The following is a 17492-nucleotide window of genomic DNA, read 5'->3' on the forward strand; positions in this document are numbered from 1 at the left end:
TTCTCCCCCTGCGAAGGGGGAGAAGCCCGGCTACACAACGATTTCTTCCCAACGGCGCGGACTCTGCGTCAGCAGTTCACCTCCCGTTTCGGTCACCCGTACGTCATCCTCAATTCTCACACCACCGAGTCCCGGAATATAAATCCCCGGCTCAATCGTGATGATCATTCCCGGTTCCAGCGGTTGCGCATTTTGCGGACTGAGGGCGGGCGCTTCATGAACATCTAATCCCAGACCGTGCCCGAGATTGTGGCTGAAATAGTCGCCATACCCCGCCGCAGAAATGCTATCCCGCGCCACGGCATCCAGTTCCTGACAACGGATCCCCGGCCTGACCGCCTCGCGTGCGGCCTGCTGCGCGATAAACACCGTGTCATACATCGCTTTCAGTGCCGGGCTGACCTCGCCCAGCGCGAAAGTCCGCGTCATGTCGGAACAGTAATGCTGATATACCGCGCCGAAATCAATCGTCACCAGCTCTCCGGCCATCAGCTTTTTCTCTGTCGGACGCCCGTGTGGTAACGCCCCGCGCGGGCCTGACACCACGACGGTATCGAAGGCCGTTTTGCTGCCACCGGCCTGCCGGACCGCCATTTCGAGATGGTCGGCCAGTGCTTTTTCGCTGATGCCCGGTTGGATCAGCGGCATCACCGTCTTTAAGGCATGGTCGGCTATCGCGGCGGCCTGACGGATTTTCACGATTTCATCAGGATATTTATGTATCCGCAAAGCCGACGCATCCCGGTGTTGCAGCGGCACCTTGCACTGTTTTTCCAGCGCCTGCCATGCCAGATGCGATAACACGCTGGCATCGGCATATAGCCGGTCGCCGGGCAGATATCGGGTGAGACAGTCCGCCAGCGTCTGCTGCGCCGTGAGGGTCAGCACGTCAACGCCCGGATTGTTCTGCTGGCATTCGGCGCTGTAACGGCCATCGACCAGTATCCACAGGCCGGTTGCTGTGACCAGCACGTAGCCGGAGGCGCTGTACAGATCCGCCACCGCATATTTGCTGAACCTGTCGGTCAGAAGCACGGCGGGAATATGCTGCTCTGCCATCTGCTGGCGCAGGGCAGTCAGACGTTGCTGGCGCAGGGCAGTCAGACGTTGCTGACGACTCATGGTGTCCTCCGGACTCAGGCGATCTCGAGTAAGCCTTTTTTGATCAGGCGGTTACGGTAGAACACGCAGGTGACGGCGATAAACAGCGAACCTGCGATCAGACCGGTCAGGTAAGCCGGAATGTTGCTGATCAGCGGCCATGCCCAGATAGCGGATTCCGGGAACCATTGCACCGCACCAAGCGAAACCCCAAGCAGCGCGCCGATAATGGCACCGATGACGTACACCGGAATGACAAACCCCGGACGTTCCAGTGCAAACGGAATCGACCCTTCGGAAATGCCCATAAAGCCGAGGAAAATCGCGGTGCGGCCAATCTGATTGAACTGGCGGTCGTAAACACGGCGGCCAACCAGCCATTTATCGATGACCGTTGACAGCCCCAGGCCAAACGACGGGATCACGATGGCCAGACAGCGCGCGGTGATCGGCAGCACTTTTTCGGTGGTGAAGCCCAGCGCCACAAACCCTGCCGCTTTGTTGACCGGACCGCCCAGGTCAAACGCCGTCGCCGCCGCCAGTAAGGTGGCGTAGAAGTAGGTGCCTGCCGCGCCGGCGGCCTGCAAGGCTTCTTTGATCAGCGTGTTCAGCCAGCCACCGACCGGCGTGATCAGGAATACCATCAGCAACATCGCCATAATGGCGGAAATCAGCGGGATGAAGAATGTGGTTTTGAAGGCCAGCCAGTTGTGCGGCAGTTTGATGGTGTTATTCAGCCAGCGAACGAAATAGCCGACCACAAACGCAATCACGATCGCACCAAGGAAGCCGGAAGCGACCGGCGCGACGGCAGCCCATTCTCCGCCGACCAGCGCCGGAACAGCCACCGGTTTGATCGCCACATAGCCGCCGATAAAGCCCGCCGCCAGTGCCGTTTTCCCGCCGATAGAGTTGGCGGTAAACGCCGCGAACATCGGTATCGCAAAGCCAAACAGCGTGAAACCAAAGCTTTCCATGATGCTGGCGATTTGCAGCATCCACACCGAACTGCCGCTGAAACGACCACTGTTAAGCGCCGCCATGATCGACTCATCCGGCGACATACCCAGAAAAACATAAGGAATGATTTGCGACAGTGCGCCGATCAGACCGCCCATAATCAGCACCGGGATCATGTAGGAAATGCCGGTCATGATGTGTTTGCTGAACTCTTTCCAGGCATGGCTCTGGCCTTTGCCTGCGGGTGCCGCCGGTGTCTCTGTGGCCTGACTGTGACCGGTGTTGATGACTCTTTTTCTTATCGTCACGGGGAACTCCTTGCGCTTAAAAAAGCAAATGTGGAATTACTGGCGCTGATCTTCTTCGATTTCGTCGATCAGTCCGCCCGCGTTTTTTACGGCGTCTTTCAGCTCGACTTCATACACTTCAACGCCATTAAACCGCTCGATGTTTTGCGGCGTGATACCGGTGGCGTGGATGATCACCGTGGCCTGCGCGATGTCTTCCGCTGTCAGTTCGTTCTGGATGCCGTCGGCACCCTGTGTTTCAACTTTCACCTCATAACCGCGTTCACGGGCGGCCACTTCAATGGCTTCGGCAGCCATAAAGGTATGAGCCAGTCCCATCGGGCAGGCGCACAGCGCAATCAGTTTTTTTGCAGACATTTTCAGATACCTCGTTTTTCTGGGGTGGCGGCGGGCAGGTTTGCCAGCCGGTAAAGCGCTTCGGCGTACATGCCGGTCGCGCTGATAAAGCGGCACAAACTGCCGTATTCGTCCGCACCATGCGTATTGCCGGAAGAGCCGTCAGGAAACTCACAGCCGAAGATCACGGCGTTTTGCATCGCGCTGGCGTAACTGCCTGCGCCGGTGGTGCGGGAAGGATGGTGGTGATCGCCGGTGTGGCGGGTGTAAATCTCATGCAGCGTCTGCACCAGCGCACTGTCTGGCGGATAAAAGCCCGGCGGTTTGACCGGCTCAATATCAATACGGCTTGCGGGCCAGCCGCGAAGCCAGCGTGTCAGGCTGGCGGTAATCTCTTCTGTGCTGAGATTCTCGGGATAGCGCACGTTGAGCGTCAGTGTCATCTGCCCGTTACCGATGTTCAGTACCGTCGGCACCAGCAGGATCTGACCGCATTCGCCCGGGGTATCCAAGGCAAACCGCACGCCGTTCTGGCCGGTTGTCGCGTCGGTGATGTCGCAAAGTTGCTGCGTCCAGTGACTGCTGAATCGCTGATGCAGTAACTGCGCCGTGGCGGTGATGGGATTCAGGCATTGTTCCGGTTTAGATGAATGGCCGCCACGGCCATACAACTGCCAGTGATCGGCGCAGGCCGGTTCCGCCAGCAGCGTAAAACCGTCCGCCAGTGTCCATCCGCCGGAGTAAAGTGAAAGGCCACGCAGATGCGCGACATCAGGAATGGTGTTCACGACGTTGCCGCAGGCCACGTTCAGCCCGGTCTGTGCAACCGGCGACGTCAGCCTGACCAGCAGCGAGCCTTTTTCACCGTAGATCACCGGAAATTTTCCGTCCGGCGTGAAGGCAAATGCCGGTTGCGGCTGCGATTCAAAATACCGGCGGATACAGCGGAAGCCGGTTTCTTCGTTGCCGCCCGCCACCAGTCGGATCCGGCGCGCCAGCGGCAGTTTCAGCTCGCGCAGAATATCCAGCGCCAGCCAGGCGGCGATCATCGGGCCTTTGTCATCCACGACGCCGCGACCAATCAGTTTGTCGCCCAGACGGGACAGCTGATAGGGCGGGAAATGCCAGCCGTCACCGGCAGGCACGACATCGGCGTGACCAAAGACATACACGATCTCGTCGCCGCTGCCGTATTCGATATGCACGGCATGGTGATCGACATTCAGGGTCGCGAGCCCGGCGTTGTCGCCCAGGGTCTGCCACCAGTGCAGCGCATCGGCAATGCCGCGGCCAAAGGGGGCGTCGGGCTGCCGGCTGTCCGCGTCGAAAGGCGAAGGGATAGCCACCCATTGCGCGAGTAATGTGAGGAACTGCGTGGCCCGATCCCGGGCGTGTGCTGAGAAGTCGATCATTGACCCTGACCCTGTGAAAAACCTGGATACAGCATCAGCGGTGGTGGAAAAAGCGTCAAAAGGCGCGGGTCAGGAATGATAAATAAAACGGGTAAAATTTTTCGCCGATTTTTTTTACCTGCCTGCCGGACAGGTTAAAGGAAGACGGCAGGCACCGTCAGGCGGGGATCGCCGGGCAATAATGTGTTGCCGTCCAGCTGATGTTGCAGGCATTCCAGCACCCGACGGGCCAGCGTGCGGTGACGGGCGGCAATCACCGGCAATTGCAGTTTCAGGGATGACTCACATTCGCCGAAACCGGTCAGGGCGATGCGCCGTGAAAACAGCCGCCAGCGGTGTGCCTGTGTTCCGCTAAGCAGCGTGTGATGCGCCGCCTGCAAAACCGTCGGGTTATCGCACAGGATTGCCGAGATTTTGGGGTGCTGTTTAAGTAACTGTTCGGCGGCGCGGGAGGCATCCGCAAAGGTGGCGGCGCAGGGCAGGCTGAGCGACGGTGAAAAGGCCACGCCCGCTTTACCCAGCGCCACGGAAAGCCCGCCCAGTCTTTCGGCGCGTACCAGCGAATGGTTTTCGCCGCCGAGATACGCGATATGTTTATGCTGTTGCTTAAGCAGGGCGTCCGTTGCCTGATGTGCCGCCAGCGCATTGTCCGGATGGACGGCGGCAACCGGACCCGGATGATGATGGGCGCTGATCCCGGTCAGGGCGATGTGACGGGCGTCAGCGCGTGAACTCAGCGCCTGCAACACATCGGGGTTATCGTTGAGCAGCCTCCCGCACACCAGCATGCCGCAGATGTCCTGTGTCAGAAGCGTTCCGGCCTGAGCCAGTAACCGCGAAGGGTGCAAATCGACATAAGAAAGTGCGAGGGTAAAACCGGCCTGTTGCAGGGTTTTCGCCAGCGCCGGCAGTAACGCGGCGGAAAAATCGCAGTCATGCGGCAGTAACAGGCCAATGCGTGGCAAAGAGGCGGGGACGGCGGTGGCAGGCAACTGATATCCCAGTTGTTCGATGGCCTGATAAATTCGCGCTACCCCTTGCGGGGAAATACGGCCTTTGCCGCCGAGCACCAGTGATACCGCCGAAACGGACACCCCCGCCAGACGGGCGACATCTTGCTGCGTAATTTTGTTGCGGGGTTTTTGCGCTGTCATCGTTCCGCCATTCGCCATGAAACAACCGCAAAGTGTTGCAGGAGAAGAGCAGGAAAACAGGGTGGGCGATCTCAGAAGGGGATTGTTAAATAAAAAAGGCGGACCCGAAGTCCGCCGAAAGTTCACGTAGTCTTACTTTGCTTCTTTTTGTCGATAATGCAGGGACTTCTTGTCTTACTTCTTACAGCAGAGTCTTATCGACGTTACTGTGCCACTTCGCACACGTCTTGTGTTTCTGAGTGGAGGTACACTTCCAGATCGTCACTTCCCCCGATGTGGCGTCCGCCGATAAAGACTTGCGGTACTGTCGCCCGGCCCGTTACGGCGCGCAGAGAGACGGTGGTCGCGTCTTTACCTAATACAATTTCTTCGTACTGAATGCCGCGTTCCTGCAACATTTGTTTGGCTTTCGCACAGAACGGACAGCCCGGTTTGGTGAACACGGAAACCGATTCCTGCACTTTAAATTCTGGTGCCAGATATTTCAGCAGGGTGTCGGCGTCAGACACTTCAAACGGGTCGCCCGGTTTGTTTGGCTCAACGAACATCTTTTCCACCACGCCGTTGCGCACCAGCATGGAATAACGCCATGAGCGCGGACCGAAACCTAAATCGGCTTTTTCCACCAGCATGTCCATGCCTTTGGTGAACTCGCCGTTACCGTCCGGAATGAAGGTAATGTTGGAGGCGTTCTGTTCCGCTTTCCACGCGTTCATCACAAAGGTGTCGTTGACGGAAACGCACAGAATGCTGTCCACGCCGTGACTTTTGAACACCGGTGCCAGTTCGTTGTAACGTGGCAGGTGGCTCGATGAACAGGTCGGGGTGAACGCGCCCGGCAGTGAAAAGACAATCACTGTTTTATTTTTAAACAGCTGATCGCTGGAGAGATCTACCCACTGGTCGCCCTGACGGGTATGGAAAGTGACTTGCGGTACGTTTTTCCCTTCCTGGCTTGCAAACATGAATAACCTCTTAATTAATAAATAAAATCGAATATGTTTTCGGCGTGGCCGTTTCGTTGGGAGGCATTATTCACGATAATGGTTGATAGATATAATCGTTGATTGCTATCTTATCTATCGTTAACGGCTATCGCATCGCCTTATAGGGACTGGAGGAAAAATGAACATTCGCGATTTAGAGTATCTGGTGGCACTGGCAGAGTTTCGTCACTTTCGTCGCGCCGCAGATTCATGCCATGTCAGTCAGCCAACGTTGAGCGGGCAGATCCGCAAACTGGAAGATGAGCTGGGCGTTATGTTGCTGGAAAGAACCAGCCGCAAAGTGTTGTTCACTCAGGCCGGTCTGCTGCTGGTCGATCAGGCGCGGACGGTGTTGCGCGAAGTGAAAGTGCTCAAAGAGATGGCGAGCCAGCAGGGCGAGGCGATGTCCGGGCCGATGCATATCGGGCTGATCCCGACCGTCGGGCCTTATCTGCTGCCGCAAATTATTCCTTCGCTGCACAAAACCTTTCCGAAACTGGAAATGTATCTGCACGAAGCACAAACCCATCAGCTTCTGGCGCAGCTCGACAGCGGAAAGCTCGATTGTGCCATTCTGGCGCTGGTGAAAGAGAGTGAAGCTTTTATAGAAGTGCCGCTGTTTGATGAGCCAATGAAACTGGCGATCTATGACGATCATCCGTGGGCATCGCGCGATCGCGTGGCAATGGCCGATCTGGCCGGTGAGAAACTGCTGATGCTGGAAGACGGGCACTGTCTGCGCGATCAGGCGCTGGGTTTCTGTTTCCAGGCGGGCGCGGACGAAGATACCCATTTCCGGGCAACCAGTCTGGAAACCCTGCGTAATATGGTGGCGGCGGGCAGCGGGATCACATTGCTGCCATCACTGGCCGTGCCCAATGAGCGCAGCCGTGATGGTGTGACGTATCTGGCCTGTGACAAACCGGAACCGCGCCGCACCATTGCGCTGGTCTACCGTCCCGGTTCGCCACTGCGCGGGCGTTACGAGCAGCTCGCCGAAGCCATCAAAGAGCACATGCAGCCTTACATGGATAAAACCGCCGTCTTAAAACAGGCGGTTTAAGCCGTTCAGTGCCGCCACGCGATAGGCTTCCGCCATCGTCGGATAGTTGAAGGTCGTATTAACGAAATACTCGATAGTATTGCCTTCACCTTTCTGTTCCATGATGGCCTGGCCGATATGAATAATCTCGGCTGCGCGTTCACCAAAGCAATGAATACCCAGAATTTCTTTGGTGTCGCGGTGGAACAGCAATTTCAGACTGCCGACGTTCATGCCCGCAATCTGTGCGCGTGCAAGATGCTTAAACTGCGCACGACCCACTTCATACGGCACTTTCATCGCCGTCAGTTCCTGTTCGGTTTTCCCCACGGAACTGATTTCAGGAATGGTGTAAATGCCGGTCGGAATGTTTTCGATCAGATGGACTTTGGCTTCCCCCTGAATCATCGCCTGCGCGGCAATACGGCCCTGATCATACGCGGCCGAGGCCAGACTCGGATAACCGATGACGTCACCGACCGCATAGATATGTGACAGCGCCGTCTGGTACATGCTGTTCACTTTCAACAGACCACGGCTGTCGGCTTCCAGACCAATGTTCTCCAGACCCAGATTATCGGTGTTACCGGTGCGTCCGTTGGCATACAACAGCGCATCCGCTTTCACTTTTTTGCCGGATTTGAGGTGCATGATCACACCGTCTTCCACGCCTTCGATCATCTCGAATTCTTCGTTGTGGCGGATCACCACCCCGTTGTTCCAGAAGTGATAGGACAGGGCGTCTGACATTTCCTGATCGAGGAAAGACAGCAGGCGGTCGCGGGTGTTGATTAAGTCCACTTTCACGTTCAGACCACGGAAGATCGACGCATATTCACAGCCGATCACCCCCGCACCGTAAATAATCACATGGCGCGGTTCATGGCTCAGTTCGAGGATCAGGTCGCTGTCGTAAATGCGCGGATGTCCGAAATCGACATTGGCCGGGCGGTAAGGGCGTGAGCCGCAGGCAATGATGATGTTGTCTGCGGTGATTTGTTCGTGTGTGTTGTCCGGATAACGGATATTGATGGTATTGGCATCGACAAAACTGGCATCGCCGGAGAACAGCTGGCACTGGTTTCTTTCATAGAAACCTTGACGCATACGGGTCTGCTGATTAATAACGGAATCGGCGTGACGCAGAATGTCGGGGAAACTGGAACTCATTGTGCGGGAGTTATCGCTGTAGAGCGGGTTTTGATTAAATTCGATGATTCTGCTGACGGCGTGGCGTAATGCTTTGGAAGGGATGGTTCCCCAGTGAGTACATCCGCCACCGACGTTGTTATAGCGTTCGATGACAGCAACCCGGGCGCCTTGTTTAACCAGTCCCATCGCGGCGCCTTCTCCGCCAGGGCCTGAGCCAATGATGATGGCATCAAAATGTGAGTGCTGTTGCATAGTTCGAAACCTATTTTTATACAAAATCACAACGAGAAAGTAACATATTACACCTATTTACCCCACATGCAGTTGTCATTTAATGGTAATGCAGCAACATTCTGACCCACTTTATGCTGTGGTATCTTTGGCTCCGACCGTGAAAAATTTTGGTATAGTGAAGCGATATCGGGCGAATAATCAAAAAGAAGAACACTATCCGGATGAAGGTTATGGGCGTAAGAGCACAACAAAAAGAGCGCACGCGTCGCTCACTGATTGAGGCGGCTTTTAGTCAGCTCAGTGCCGAGCGCAGCTTTGCCAGTCTGAGTCTGCGTGAGGTTTCCCGCGAGGCAGGCATTGCGCCAACCTCCTTTTACCGGCATTTTCGCGATGTGGATGAACTGGGCCTGACCATGGTGGATGAAAGCGGGCTTATGCTGCGTCAGCTGATGCGTCAGGCGCGCCAGCGTATCGCCAAAGGCGGCAGTGTGATCCGCACATCCGTCTCTACCTTTATGGAATTCATCGGTAATAATCCCAACGCATTTCGCCTGTTACTGCGCGAACGCTCCGGCACGTCTTCCGCATTCCGTGCGGCGGTCGCCCGTGAAATTCAGCATTTTATTGCGGAACTTGCCGACTATCTGCAACTCGAAAATCACATGCCGCGCAGTTTTACCGAAGCGCAGGCTGAGGCCATGGTGATCATCGTTTTCAACGCCGGTGCGGAAGCGCTGGACGTGGATATCGCACAGCGCCGTCAGCTGGAAGAGCGGCTGGTGCTGCAGTTGCGGATGATCTCCAAGGGCGCGTATTACTGGTATCGCCGTCAGCAGGAACGCACGGCTGTGACTCCCATCAATAATAAGACCCGAGGTAAAGAAGATGACCGAACAACCGAACCAGGATAATGGCACTCTGGTTTTGGCGTTGATTGCCGGGCTGTCGATTAATGGCACATTTGATGTGTTATTCAGTTCCGTCGTAACGTTTTCGATTTTCCCGATTATTTCTCTGGTACTGGCGGTGTATTGCCTGCATGTGCGTTATCACCGGGGAGAAATGCCCAAAGGATTACCGGTGCTGGCTGCGGCCTGCTTTCTGCTGGGATTGCTGCTGTACAGCGCGATTGTCCGGGCGGAGTACCCTGAACTGGGTTCGAACTTCCTGCCCGCGCTGATTTGCGTGGCGCTGGTGCTGTGGATTGGTGTGAAGCTGAAAAAACGTAAGTCTTCCCCGCAGTAATATCATTTCCGGTTCTTCTGGTAAGGCAATCTTCGGATTGCCTTTTCTTATTCCGCTCTCATTTAATGAACTGTCATTTCATTAATATCAAACCTATGTTCAATATTTAGATATTGATCGCCCACTTCTTCATTTCATTGCCATAAAGTTCGTTTGAGTGGCAAAAACCAAAAGGTTTTCATTCTGCCTCCTCGCTAATTTGAATCATGGCCGGACGACACGTTGTCGTTCGCATTCAGCCTACGCCTATAGGTGATTTAACAGAGGCAAGTCGGCAATGAAAACACGTAAAATCGGATTCTTTAATTATATCGCCTACGGGTCTGGCGATTTTTTGGGGGCGGGGACAACAGCCCTGACCGCGGCGTGGTTACTCTATTTTTACACCACGTTCTGCGGACTCTCGCCCATCGAAGCGACCTTTATTTTTGCCACCGCGCGCGTTGCTGATGCGGTTCTCAGTCCGCTGATGGGGTATCTCACCGATAACTTCGGAAATACCTGGCTCGGAAAGCGTTTCGGTCGACGCAAGTTCTTTATCCTGCTCGGTATTCCTTGTGTGTTCAGCTACAGCTTTATGTGGGTGGGCGACATGGGATACGTCTACTACCTGCTGACTTATCTGCTGTTCGATATCGTCTACACCATGATTCTGGTGCCGTATGAAACACTGGTGCCGGAGATGACCGATGATTTCAAACAGAAAACCAAATTCTCTGGCGCACGTATCGCGCTGGCGCAGCTGTCGGCGATTCTCGCCGCCTTCCTGCCGGGGATTTTGTTGCAGCATTTCGGCAAAGATAACGCCATCTCCTTCTTCTATTCGAGCTTGGTCTTTGCGGTGATCTGTGCCTGCGTGCTGACGCTGGTGTATTTCTTTACCTGGGAACGTCCGGAAGAGCTCAAATCTGAAGCGACGAAGAAAATTGAACGCGAACGTCAGCAACTGACGCTGGCGCAAAGCCTGAAACGTCTGAAAGTGGAATTGTCTTCAACACTGCGCATCAAAATTTTCCGTCAGCATCTGGGTTTATACCTCGGCGGTTATATCGCGCAGGACGTGTTTAATGCCGTGTTCACTTATTACGTGGTGTTTGTGCTGATGCAAAGCGCAGCGATTGCGTCCAACCTGATGGGCATGATGGCGATTCTGCAATTCGTGGCGGTTATCGGCATGATCCCGCTGTGTATCCGCTTCGGACCGGCACCGTCTTATCGCCTCGCGGTATCCCTGTTCGGGCTGGCGACCATTTCCTACGGTGTGCTGTATTTCACCGGCATGAATGATTCGATGTCATTACTGCTGCTGATCTCTGCCCTGGCCGGTCTGGGACGTGGTGGCATCAACTACGTACCCTGGAACATCTATACCTATATTGCTGACGTTGATGAAACCATTACCGGCCAGCGCCGCGAAGGGATTTTCGCCGGTGTGATGACGTTGACCCGCAAAGCCTCGCAGGCGGGTGCGGTGATGCTGGTGGGGATTATTTTACAACTCGCCGGATTCGTTTCCGGGCAAAGCCAGCAGGTACCGGCAGTCGGCCATACCATTCTTGGCGTGCTGGTGATCGGCTCCTTACTGATGCTCAGTATCGGTTTCACCATTTCCCTGTTCTTCCGTCTTAATCAGAAAACGCACGGCGTGCTGACCCGCGAAACGCAGAAAATGCGCGATGCCAACCGTATCGTGCCGGAGCAAATTACGCCGGAAGACCGTGCCACGGTCGAAATGCTGACAGGGATGAAATACGAATCTCTGTGGGGCAATAACAACATCGGTTATCTGCATCGCAATAACCCGCCACCAGAAAAGCTGACCCGCGAAGATGCTGCTGAAATGCCGGCCCAGGGACGTTTGTAATTTTTGAATTCACAGGAGAAAGCCATGAAAGTTTTTGAAGTTAAACACAGTGCCTTACTGCGACAGCCGGAACATTTCATTTCACGCAGCGAACTGAAATCGCTGATCCATAACGTGACAGACAATCTGGTGAATATCGAAGATAAAACCGGTGAGTTCCTGTTGCGACTGGACGATGGCCGCGTGATTGATACCAAAGGCTGGGCAGGCTGGGAATGGACGCACGGCATCGGGCTGTATGGCATCTATCAGTATTATCAGCAGACCGGCGACGAAAAAATGCGGGCGGTGATCGATGACTGGTTTACCGCGCGTCTGGCCGAAGGTACGCCGACCAAAAACGTCAATACCATGAGCCCGTTCCTGACGCTGGCGTATCGCTACGAGGAAACCGGCAATGCGGCATGGCGTCCTTATCTGGAACGCTGGGCGGAATGGGTAATGTATGAAATGCCGCGCACCGATAAAGGCGCGATGCAGCACATCGTTTATAACAACGAAAATCACCAGCAAATGTGGGATGACACGCTGATGATGAGCGTGTTGCCACTGGCGAAAATTGGCAAGCTGCTGGACCGTCCGGAGTTTGTCGAAGAAGCGACGTATCAGTTCCTGATGCATGTGCAGTATCTGATGGATCGAGAAACCGGTCTGTGGTTCCACGGCTGGACGTTCGACGGACATCATAACTTTGCGCAGGCCCGCTGGGCGCGTGGCAACAGCTGGCTGACCATCGCGATCCCGGAATTCCTCGAACTGGTGGATTTACCGGAAAATAACGCCACCCGTCGCTATTTATTGCAGGTGCTGGAAAGTCAGGTCAGCGCGCTGGCGAAATGTCAGGACGACAGCGGTTTGTGGCATACGCTGCTCGACGATCCGCAGTCTTATCTTGAAAGCTCAGCAACCGCCGGTTTTGCCTACGGCATTCTGAAAGCCGTGCGTAAACGTTATATCGATGCGTCTTATGCGCCGGTCGCGGAGAAAGCCATTCAGGGCGTGATCAAGCACATCAATCCGGCCGGGGAACTGACGCAAACCTCATTCGGGACAGCAATGGGCAATGATCTCGATTTCTATCGCGAAATTGCGCTGACCTCGATGCCTTACGGGCAGGCGATGGCGATCCTGTGTCTGTCAGAATATATGCGGGTCTACTTGTAAGGCGGGCTGAATTTTTGCTGAGAAGAGATTGAAATAAAAACGGGCACTCAAAAGGTGCCCGTTTCTGTTTCCGCGTTTGTCCGTCAGATTTTTTCCAGCAGAACGCCGGATTCCATATGGTGGGTGTACGGGAACTGATCAAACAACGCCAGACGTGTCACGCGGTGTGTTTTGCTCAGTGTTTCCAGATTCGCACACAGCGTTTCCGGATTGCAGGAGATGTACAAAATACGGTCGTAGCCTGCCACCATTTTTACGGTTTCGTCATCCAGCCCGCTGCGTGGCGGATCGACAAAAATGGTGTTGCATTCGTATCCGCTCAAATCGACATCCTGCAAACGGCGGAATTCACGCACGCCGTTCAGTGCCTGGGTAAAATCTTCTGCCGCCATGCGGATAATCTGCACATTATCAATATGGTTTGCGGCAATGTTAAATTGCGCGGCAGCCACTGACGGCTTGGCGATTTCTGTGGCCAGTACGCGGCGGAAGTTACGCGCCAGTGCCAGCGAGAAGTTGCCGTTACCGCAGTAAAGTTCCAGTAAATCGCCGGTCGCGTTTTCCGTGGCCTTCAGCGCCCATTCCAGCATCTGAATATTCATTTCGGCATTGGGCTGGGTGAAACTGTTTTCCACCTGACGATAAATCATATCGCGGCCCGCTACCGGCAGCACTTCATCGACATAATCCTGATCGAGCATGATTTTGGTTTTCGCCGCACGACCAATCAGCTGGATATCAAAACCGTCGGCGCGCAACTGGTCGCGCAGGGCAGTGGCGGCCTGCTGCCATTCGTCATCAAGCTTACGGTGATACAGCAGGGAAGCGATGATTTTTCCGCTGCGGGTCGATAAATAGTCGATCTGGAAGATCTTACGGCGCAATGCCGGATCTTGCTTCACGGCGGCGATCAGCACCGGCATCAGGCGGTTGATCAGTTCGCTGGCGGCCGGGAACTGGTCCACACGCACGCGGGCTTTGGTCTGCTGATCAAACATGATGTGGTACAGGTCGCCTTCATCATGCCAGACGCGGAATTCGGCGCGCATACGGTAATGGCTGACAGGAGAACGGTAAACGTCAGGCTGCGGCGCATGAAAAGGCGACATCATCGCCGTGAGACGTGCGGTCTTTTCCGCCAGCTGGTCGTCATATTGTTCAATGGGCAGGTTTTCAGGCGTCATCGGTTATCTCGTCTGGCAGGAAGTAAATGGACAAACTTTGCGGGGGATTGTAGGGAAAGTCTCCCTTATGTCTACCTTTGTTGTGTTTATACCGCGAAAGTTCGTCAGACATTACGGATGTCTGGATTTCCAAAAGGGTTGATCGTAGGATTGCCCTTCGGCCTCATTGACTGAGTTAAAAGGGAATCCGGTGTGAATCCGGAACTGGCGCGCAGCGGTATGGGGAAATCACGGCGATAGCATTCTTTATTATGCAGACACTGTTTCTTCTTTTTCTTTCCCTCTTTATATAAAGGGAAGAGAGAAGCGGAGATGGGAAGTCATCGCCCGGTGCAGGTGCTTTTAATTCATGAGCCTGCAAATCCTAAGTCCGAAGACCTGCCGATGTTACGTCGCATTAATCATCGTCGTCGCGAAATACCGCCGGTGATCCTCTGCGGCATCCGCCAATTAAGTTTGGATGCTCGATTCATGACAATTAAAAAGCATGTGCTGCTGACGGCATTATCCGTCACGGCTTTTTCAGGGTGGGCGCAAGACAGCACTTCCACAAACAGCAGCGATAATCTTGTCGTTACTGCCAACCGTTTTCCACAGCCTGTTTCTTCTGTTTTAGCGCCAACCGATGTGGTGACGCGTGACGATATCGACAGATGGCAGTCAAAATCCGTGGCCGATGTGCTGCGTCGTTTACCCGGCGTGGATATTGCCCAGAACGGCGGAATGGGCCAGCAGGCTTCGTTATTCGTTCGTGGTACCAATTCCAGCCATACCTTGGTGTTAATCGACGGCGTGCGGCTTAATCAGGCCGGTATTTCCGGCGCGGCCGATATCAGCCAGATCCCTATTTCTCTTGTTCAGCGTATTGAGTTTATTCGTGGCCCGCGTTCTGCGGTGTACGGTTCCGATGCGATTGGCGGTGTGGTTAACATTATTACCACGCGTGACAAAGACGGCACCACGCTCGGCGCGGGTGTCGGCTCCCATGGTTATCAGAATTATAATGGCTCTACGCAACAGAAGCTGGGTGAGAACACCACGCTGACGGCGGCGGGGGATTACACCTATACCCGTGGCATTGATGTTGTCGCTGACGGCAACACCGGCGGCGTTCCTCAGCCAGACCGTGACGGCTTCATGAACAAGACGCTGTATCTGGCTTTGCAACACCAGTTCAATGAAGAGATCAGCGGCTTTGCCCGTGCCTATGGTTTCGATAACCGCACAGCTTATGATGCGTATTACTCGCCGGGCAGCGCGCTGATTGATACCCGTCAGCTTTACAGCCGTACCTATGATACGGGGCTGCGTTATGAAAATGGCATTTACGCGACGCAGTTAATTGGCAGCTACAGCCACGTCAAAGACTATAACTACGATCCGAAGTACGGTCCGTATGACGCCTCCGCATCACTGGATGATTCTGATCAGTACAACGTGCAATGGGGTAACACCCTGCAGGTCTGGAAAGGGGAAGTCAGCGCTGGTCTGGACTGGCAGAAACTGACCACCGAGCCGGGAACCAATTATCTGGCCGATGGCTATGACCAGCACAACACCGGCGTGTATCTGACCACTCAGCAAAAAATCAGCGATTTCACGCTGGAAGGCGCGGTTCGCAGCGACGATAACTCGCAGTTTGGTCAGCACACCACCTGGCAAAGCAGTGCAGCCTGGGAAGTCATCGACGGCTACCGACTGATTGCTTCTTACGGTACAGCCTATAAATCGCCGAATCTGGGACAGCTTTATAGCAGCTATGGCGGCAACCCTGATCTTAAGCCTGAAGAAAGTAAGCAATGGGAAGGTGGACTGGAGGGGCTGACCGGTCCTCTTAGCTGGCGCCTGAACGTCTATCGTAACGACATCGATCAGATGATTGATTACGACGACTCGACCAACGTTTACTACAACATCGGTAAAGCGACAATTAAAGGAGTGGAATGGACAGGTTCCTTCGATACGGGTCCGCTGCAACACCAGATTACGCTGGAATATCTCGACCCGCGTGATGCGACCACCAACGAAATTCTGGCCCGTCGCGCCAAACAACAGGCGAAATATCAGATTGACTGGAATATTGCCGACATCGACTGGTCGATCAACTATCAATATCTGGGACAACGTTACGATACCGATTACGGTTCTTATCCTTATCAGACCGTTAAACTCGGTGGTGTCAGTTTGTGGGATCTCGCCGCATCATATCCTGTGACCTCACATCTGACGGTTCGTGGTAGAATTGCCAACTTGTTTGATAAAGATTACGAGACGGCTTATGGCTATGCCACACCAGGACGTGAGTTCTACCTCTCTGGAAGCTATACCTTCTGATACCACACAAGTTCCTGACCGCCCGACGGTGCTGGTTTTCGATTCCGGCGTCGGCGGGTTGTCGGTGTATGATGAGGTCCGGCAGATGTTGCCGGACCTGCACTATATCTATGCCTTCGATAATGTGGCTTTCCCCTATGGTGAAAAGTCTGAAGAATTTATCGTTGAGCGTGTCGTTGAGATTGTCAGCGCAGTGGCGAAGCGCCATCCCCTCTCTATTATTGTTATCGCCTGTAATACCGCGAGCACGGTTTCTCTTCCTGCCTTACGTGCCAGATTCAATTGCCCTGTTGTCGGCGTTGTTCCCGCAATTAAACCCGCGGCGAAATTAACACGTAATGGAGTGGTCGGGTTGCTGGCGACCCGCGCGACGGTTCAGCGTCCTTATACACATGATCTGGTGGCACGCTTTGCGACGGATTGTCAGATTCTGATGCTGGGTTCGGCAGAGCTGGTGGAACTGGCGGAAGCGAAGCTGCATGGCGAAGAAGTCTCACTGGCAGCATTGAAGAAAATCCTGCATCCGTGGCTGCGTTTACGTGAACCGCCGGATACCGTGGTATTAGGCTGCACGCATTTCCCGTTGCTTTCGCAAGAGCTGTCACAGGTTTTGCCCGACGGCACGCGTATGATCGACTCCGGTTCTGCGATTGCCCGCCGCGCACATTGGTTAATTGAGACTTCTCACGTCGCTATTCCAGAAAAAAAAGCCGGTGTTGAAATAGAGAGTGTCGCCTATTGCATGGCGATGACGGCAGAGGCGCAAAGTTTGCTGCCTGTTTTGCAGTCATATGGCTTCAGAAGTATCCAGGAATTGCCGCTTTAAACGCCATTTGATGAAAGATTCAGCGGTCAGTAAATTATTTGTATTTTAGGGGTTGCGGCCTTCTGAGAACTCCCTATAATGCGCCTCCACTGACCGGGAACAACGACTGACAAGTCGCCCGGACAGGAAGAGAAAAAGAAGAATGTTCGAATGAATAATCTCTTGACTCTTCAGCGGGAAAACGTAATAT

Annotated in this window: 15 protein-coding genes and 1 riboswitch; of the genes, 7 read left to right on the top strand and 8 right to left on the bottom strand. The window is 54.4% G+C overall.

Going from position 1 to position 17492, the window contains the following annotated elements:
• Positions 1 to 30: 30 nt before the first annotated feature.
• The 6 genes from EDF78_RS22415 to EDF78_RS22440 form a co-directional block, all read right to left on the bottom strand.
• Positions 31 to 1122 (bottom strand): aminopeptidase P family protein, encoded by a 1092-nt coding sequence (locus EDF78_RS22415; RefSeq protein ID WP_133823922.1) that lies wholly within the window; start codon positions 1120 to 1122, stop codon positions 31 to 33.
• A 14-nt stretch (positions 1123 to 1136) separates the two neighbouring features.
• Complete coding sequence (locus tag EDF78_RS22420) at positions 1137 to 2369, bottom strand: PTS fructose transporter subunit IIC (protein ID WP_205948381.1); 1233 nt, start codon at positions 2367 to 2369, stop codon at positions 1137 to 1139.
• 36 nt (positions 2370 to 2405) lie between these two features.
• On the bottom strand, positions 2406 to 2726 hold the full coding sequence (locus tag EDF78_RS22425) for a PTS fructose transporter subunit IIB (RefSeq protein WP_131693811.1): 321 nt from the start codon (positions 2724 to 2726) through the stop codon (positions 2406 to 2408).
• A gap of 2 nt (positions 2727 to 2728) precedes the next feature.
• Positions 2729 to 4117, bottom strand: coding sequence for a Sapep family Mn(2+)-dependent dipeptidase (locus tag EDF78_RS22430; protein WP_133823923.1), 1389 nt, complete (start codon positions 4115 to 4117; stop codon positions 2729 to 2731).
• Positions 4118 to 4251: 134 nt separating this feature from the next.
• A complete protein-coding gene (locus EDF78_RS22435; RefSeq protein ID WP_166654484.1) occupies positions 4252 to 5271 on the bottom strand; it encodes a LacI family DNA-binding transcriptional regulator in 1020 nt (339 codons plus the stop codon).
• Positions 5272 to 5474: 203 nt separating this feature from the next.
• Positions 5475 to 6236 carry a glutathione peroxidase gene (locus EDF78_RS22440; RefSeq protein WP_095924156.1) on the bottom strand — a complete coding sequence of 254 codons (762 nt, stop codon included), beginning with the start codon at positions 6234 to 6236 and terminating at the stop codon, positions 5475 to 5477.
• Between the two features lie 160 nt (positions 6237 to 6396).
• Between EDF78_RS22440 and oxyR the strand changes: the two genes are divergently transcribed.
• Positions 6397 to 7320 (top strand): DNA-binding transcriptional regulator OxyR, encoded by a 924-nt coding sequence (gene oxyR, locus EDF78_RS22445; RefSeq protein ID WP_095924157.1) that lies wholly within the window; start codon positions 6397 to 6399, stop codon positions 7318 to 7320.
• Here the strand turns inward: oxyR and sthA are convergent.
• Positions 7303 to 8703 (bottom strand): Si-specific NAD(P)(+) transhydrogenase, encoded by a 1401-nt coding sequence (sthA, locus tag EDF78_RS22450; RefSeq protein WP_095924158.1) that lies wholly within the window; start codon positions 8701 to 8703, stop codon positions 7303 to 7305. The genes oxyR and sthA overlap by 18 nt on opposite strands.
• Before the next feature lie 212 nt (positions 8704 to 8915).
• Here sthA and fabR point away from each other — a divergent pair, with 212 nt between their 5' ends.
• The 4 genes from fabR (at position 8916) to EDF78_RS22470 (ending at position 12958) form a co-directional block, all read left to right on the top strand.
• On the top strand, positions 8916 to 9596 hold the full coding sequence (gene fabR / locus EDF78_RS22455; protein ID WP_095924159.1) for an HTH-type transcriptional repressor FabR: 681 nt from the start codon (positions 8916 to 8918) through the stop codon (positions 9594 to 9596).
• Positions 9571 to 9930: a YijD family membrane protein gene (locus EDF78_RS22460; RefSeq protein ID WP_133823924.1), complete on the top strand. Its 360-nt coding sequence runs from the start codon at positions 9571 to 9573 to the stop codon at positions 9928 to 9930. Before fabR ends, EDF78_RS22460 begins: the two co-directional genes overlap by 26 nt.
• A 277-nt stretch (positions 9931 to 10207) precedes the next feature.
• Positions 10208 to 11794 (top strand): MFS transporter, encoded by a 1587-nt coding sequence (locus EDF78_RS22465; RefSeq protein ID WP_133823925.1) that lies wholly within the window; start codon positions 10208 to 10210, stop codon positions 11792 to 11794.
• 24 nt (positions 11795 to 11818) lie between these two features.
• A complete protein-coding gene (locus EDF78_RS22470; RefSeq protein WP_119823873.1) occupies positions 11819 to 12958 on the top strand; it encodes a glycoside hydrolase family 88 protein in 1140 nt (379 codons plus the stop codon).
• A gap of 83 nt (positions 12959 to 13041) precedes the next feature.
• On the opposite strand, the gene trmA is transcribed toward EDF78_RS22470, so the two are convergent.
• On the bottom strand, positions 13042 to 14142 hold the full coding sequence (trmA, locus tag EDF78_RS22475; protein WP_133823926.1) for a tRNA (uridine(54)-C5)-methyltransferase TrmA: 1101 nt from the start codon (positions 14140 to 14142) through the stop codon (positions 13042 to 13044).
• 141 nt (positions 14143 to 14283) lie between these two features.
• A riboswitch (cobalamin riboswitch) is annotated at positions 14284 to 14543 on the top strand.
• A 70-nt stretch (positions 14544 to 14613) separates the two neighbouring features.
• Between trmA and btuB the strand changes: the two genes are divergently transcribed.
• Positions 14614 to 16476, top strand: coding sequence for a TonB-dependent vitamin B12 receptor BtuB (gene btuB / locus EDF78_RS22480; RefSeq protein ID WP_133823927.1), 1863 nt, complete (start codon positions 14614 to 14616; stop codon positions 16474 to 16476).
• Complete coding sequence (gene murI, locus EDF78_RS22485; protein WP_131693807.1) at positions 16421 to 17302, top strand: glutamate racemase; 882 nt, start codon at positions 16421 to 16423, stop codon at positions 17300 to 17302. Before btuB ends, murI begins: the two co-directional genes overlap by 56 nt.
• Positions 17303 to 17492: the final 190 nt, after the last annotated feature.

Source organism: Rahnella sp. BIGb0236 (genome assembly GCF_004364755.1).
GTDB lineage: Bacteria > Pseudomonadota > Gammaproteobacteria > Enterobacterales > Enterobacteriaceae > Rahnella > Rahnella victoriana.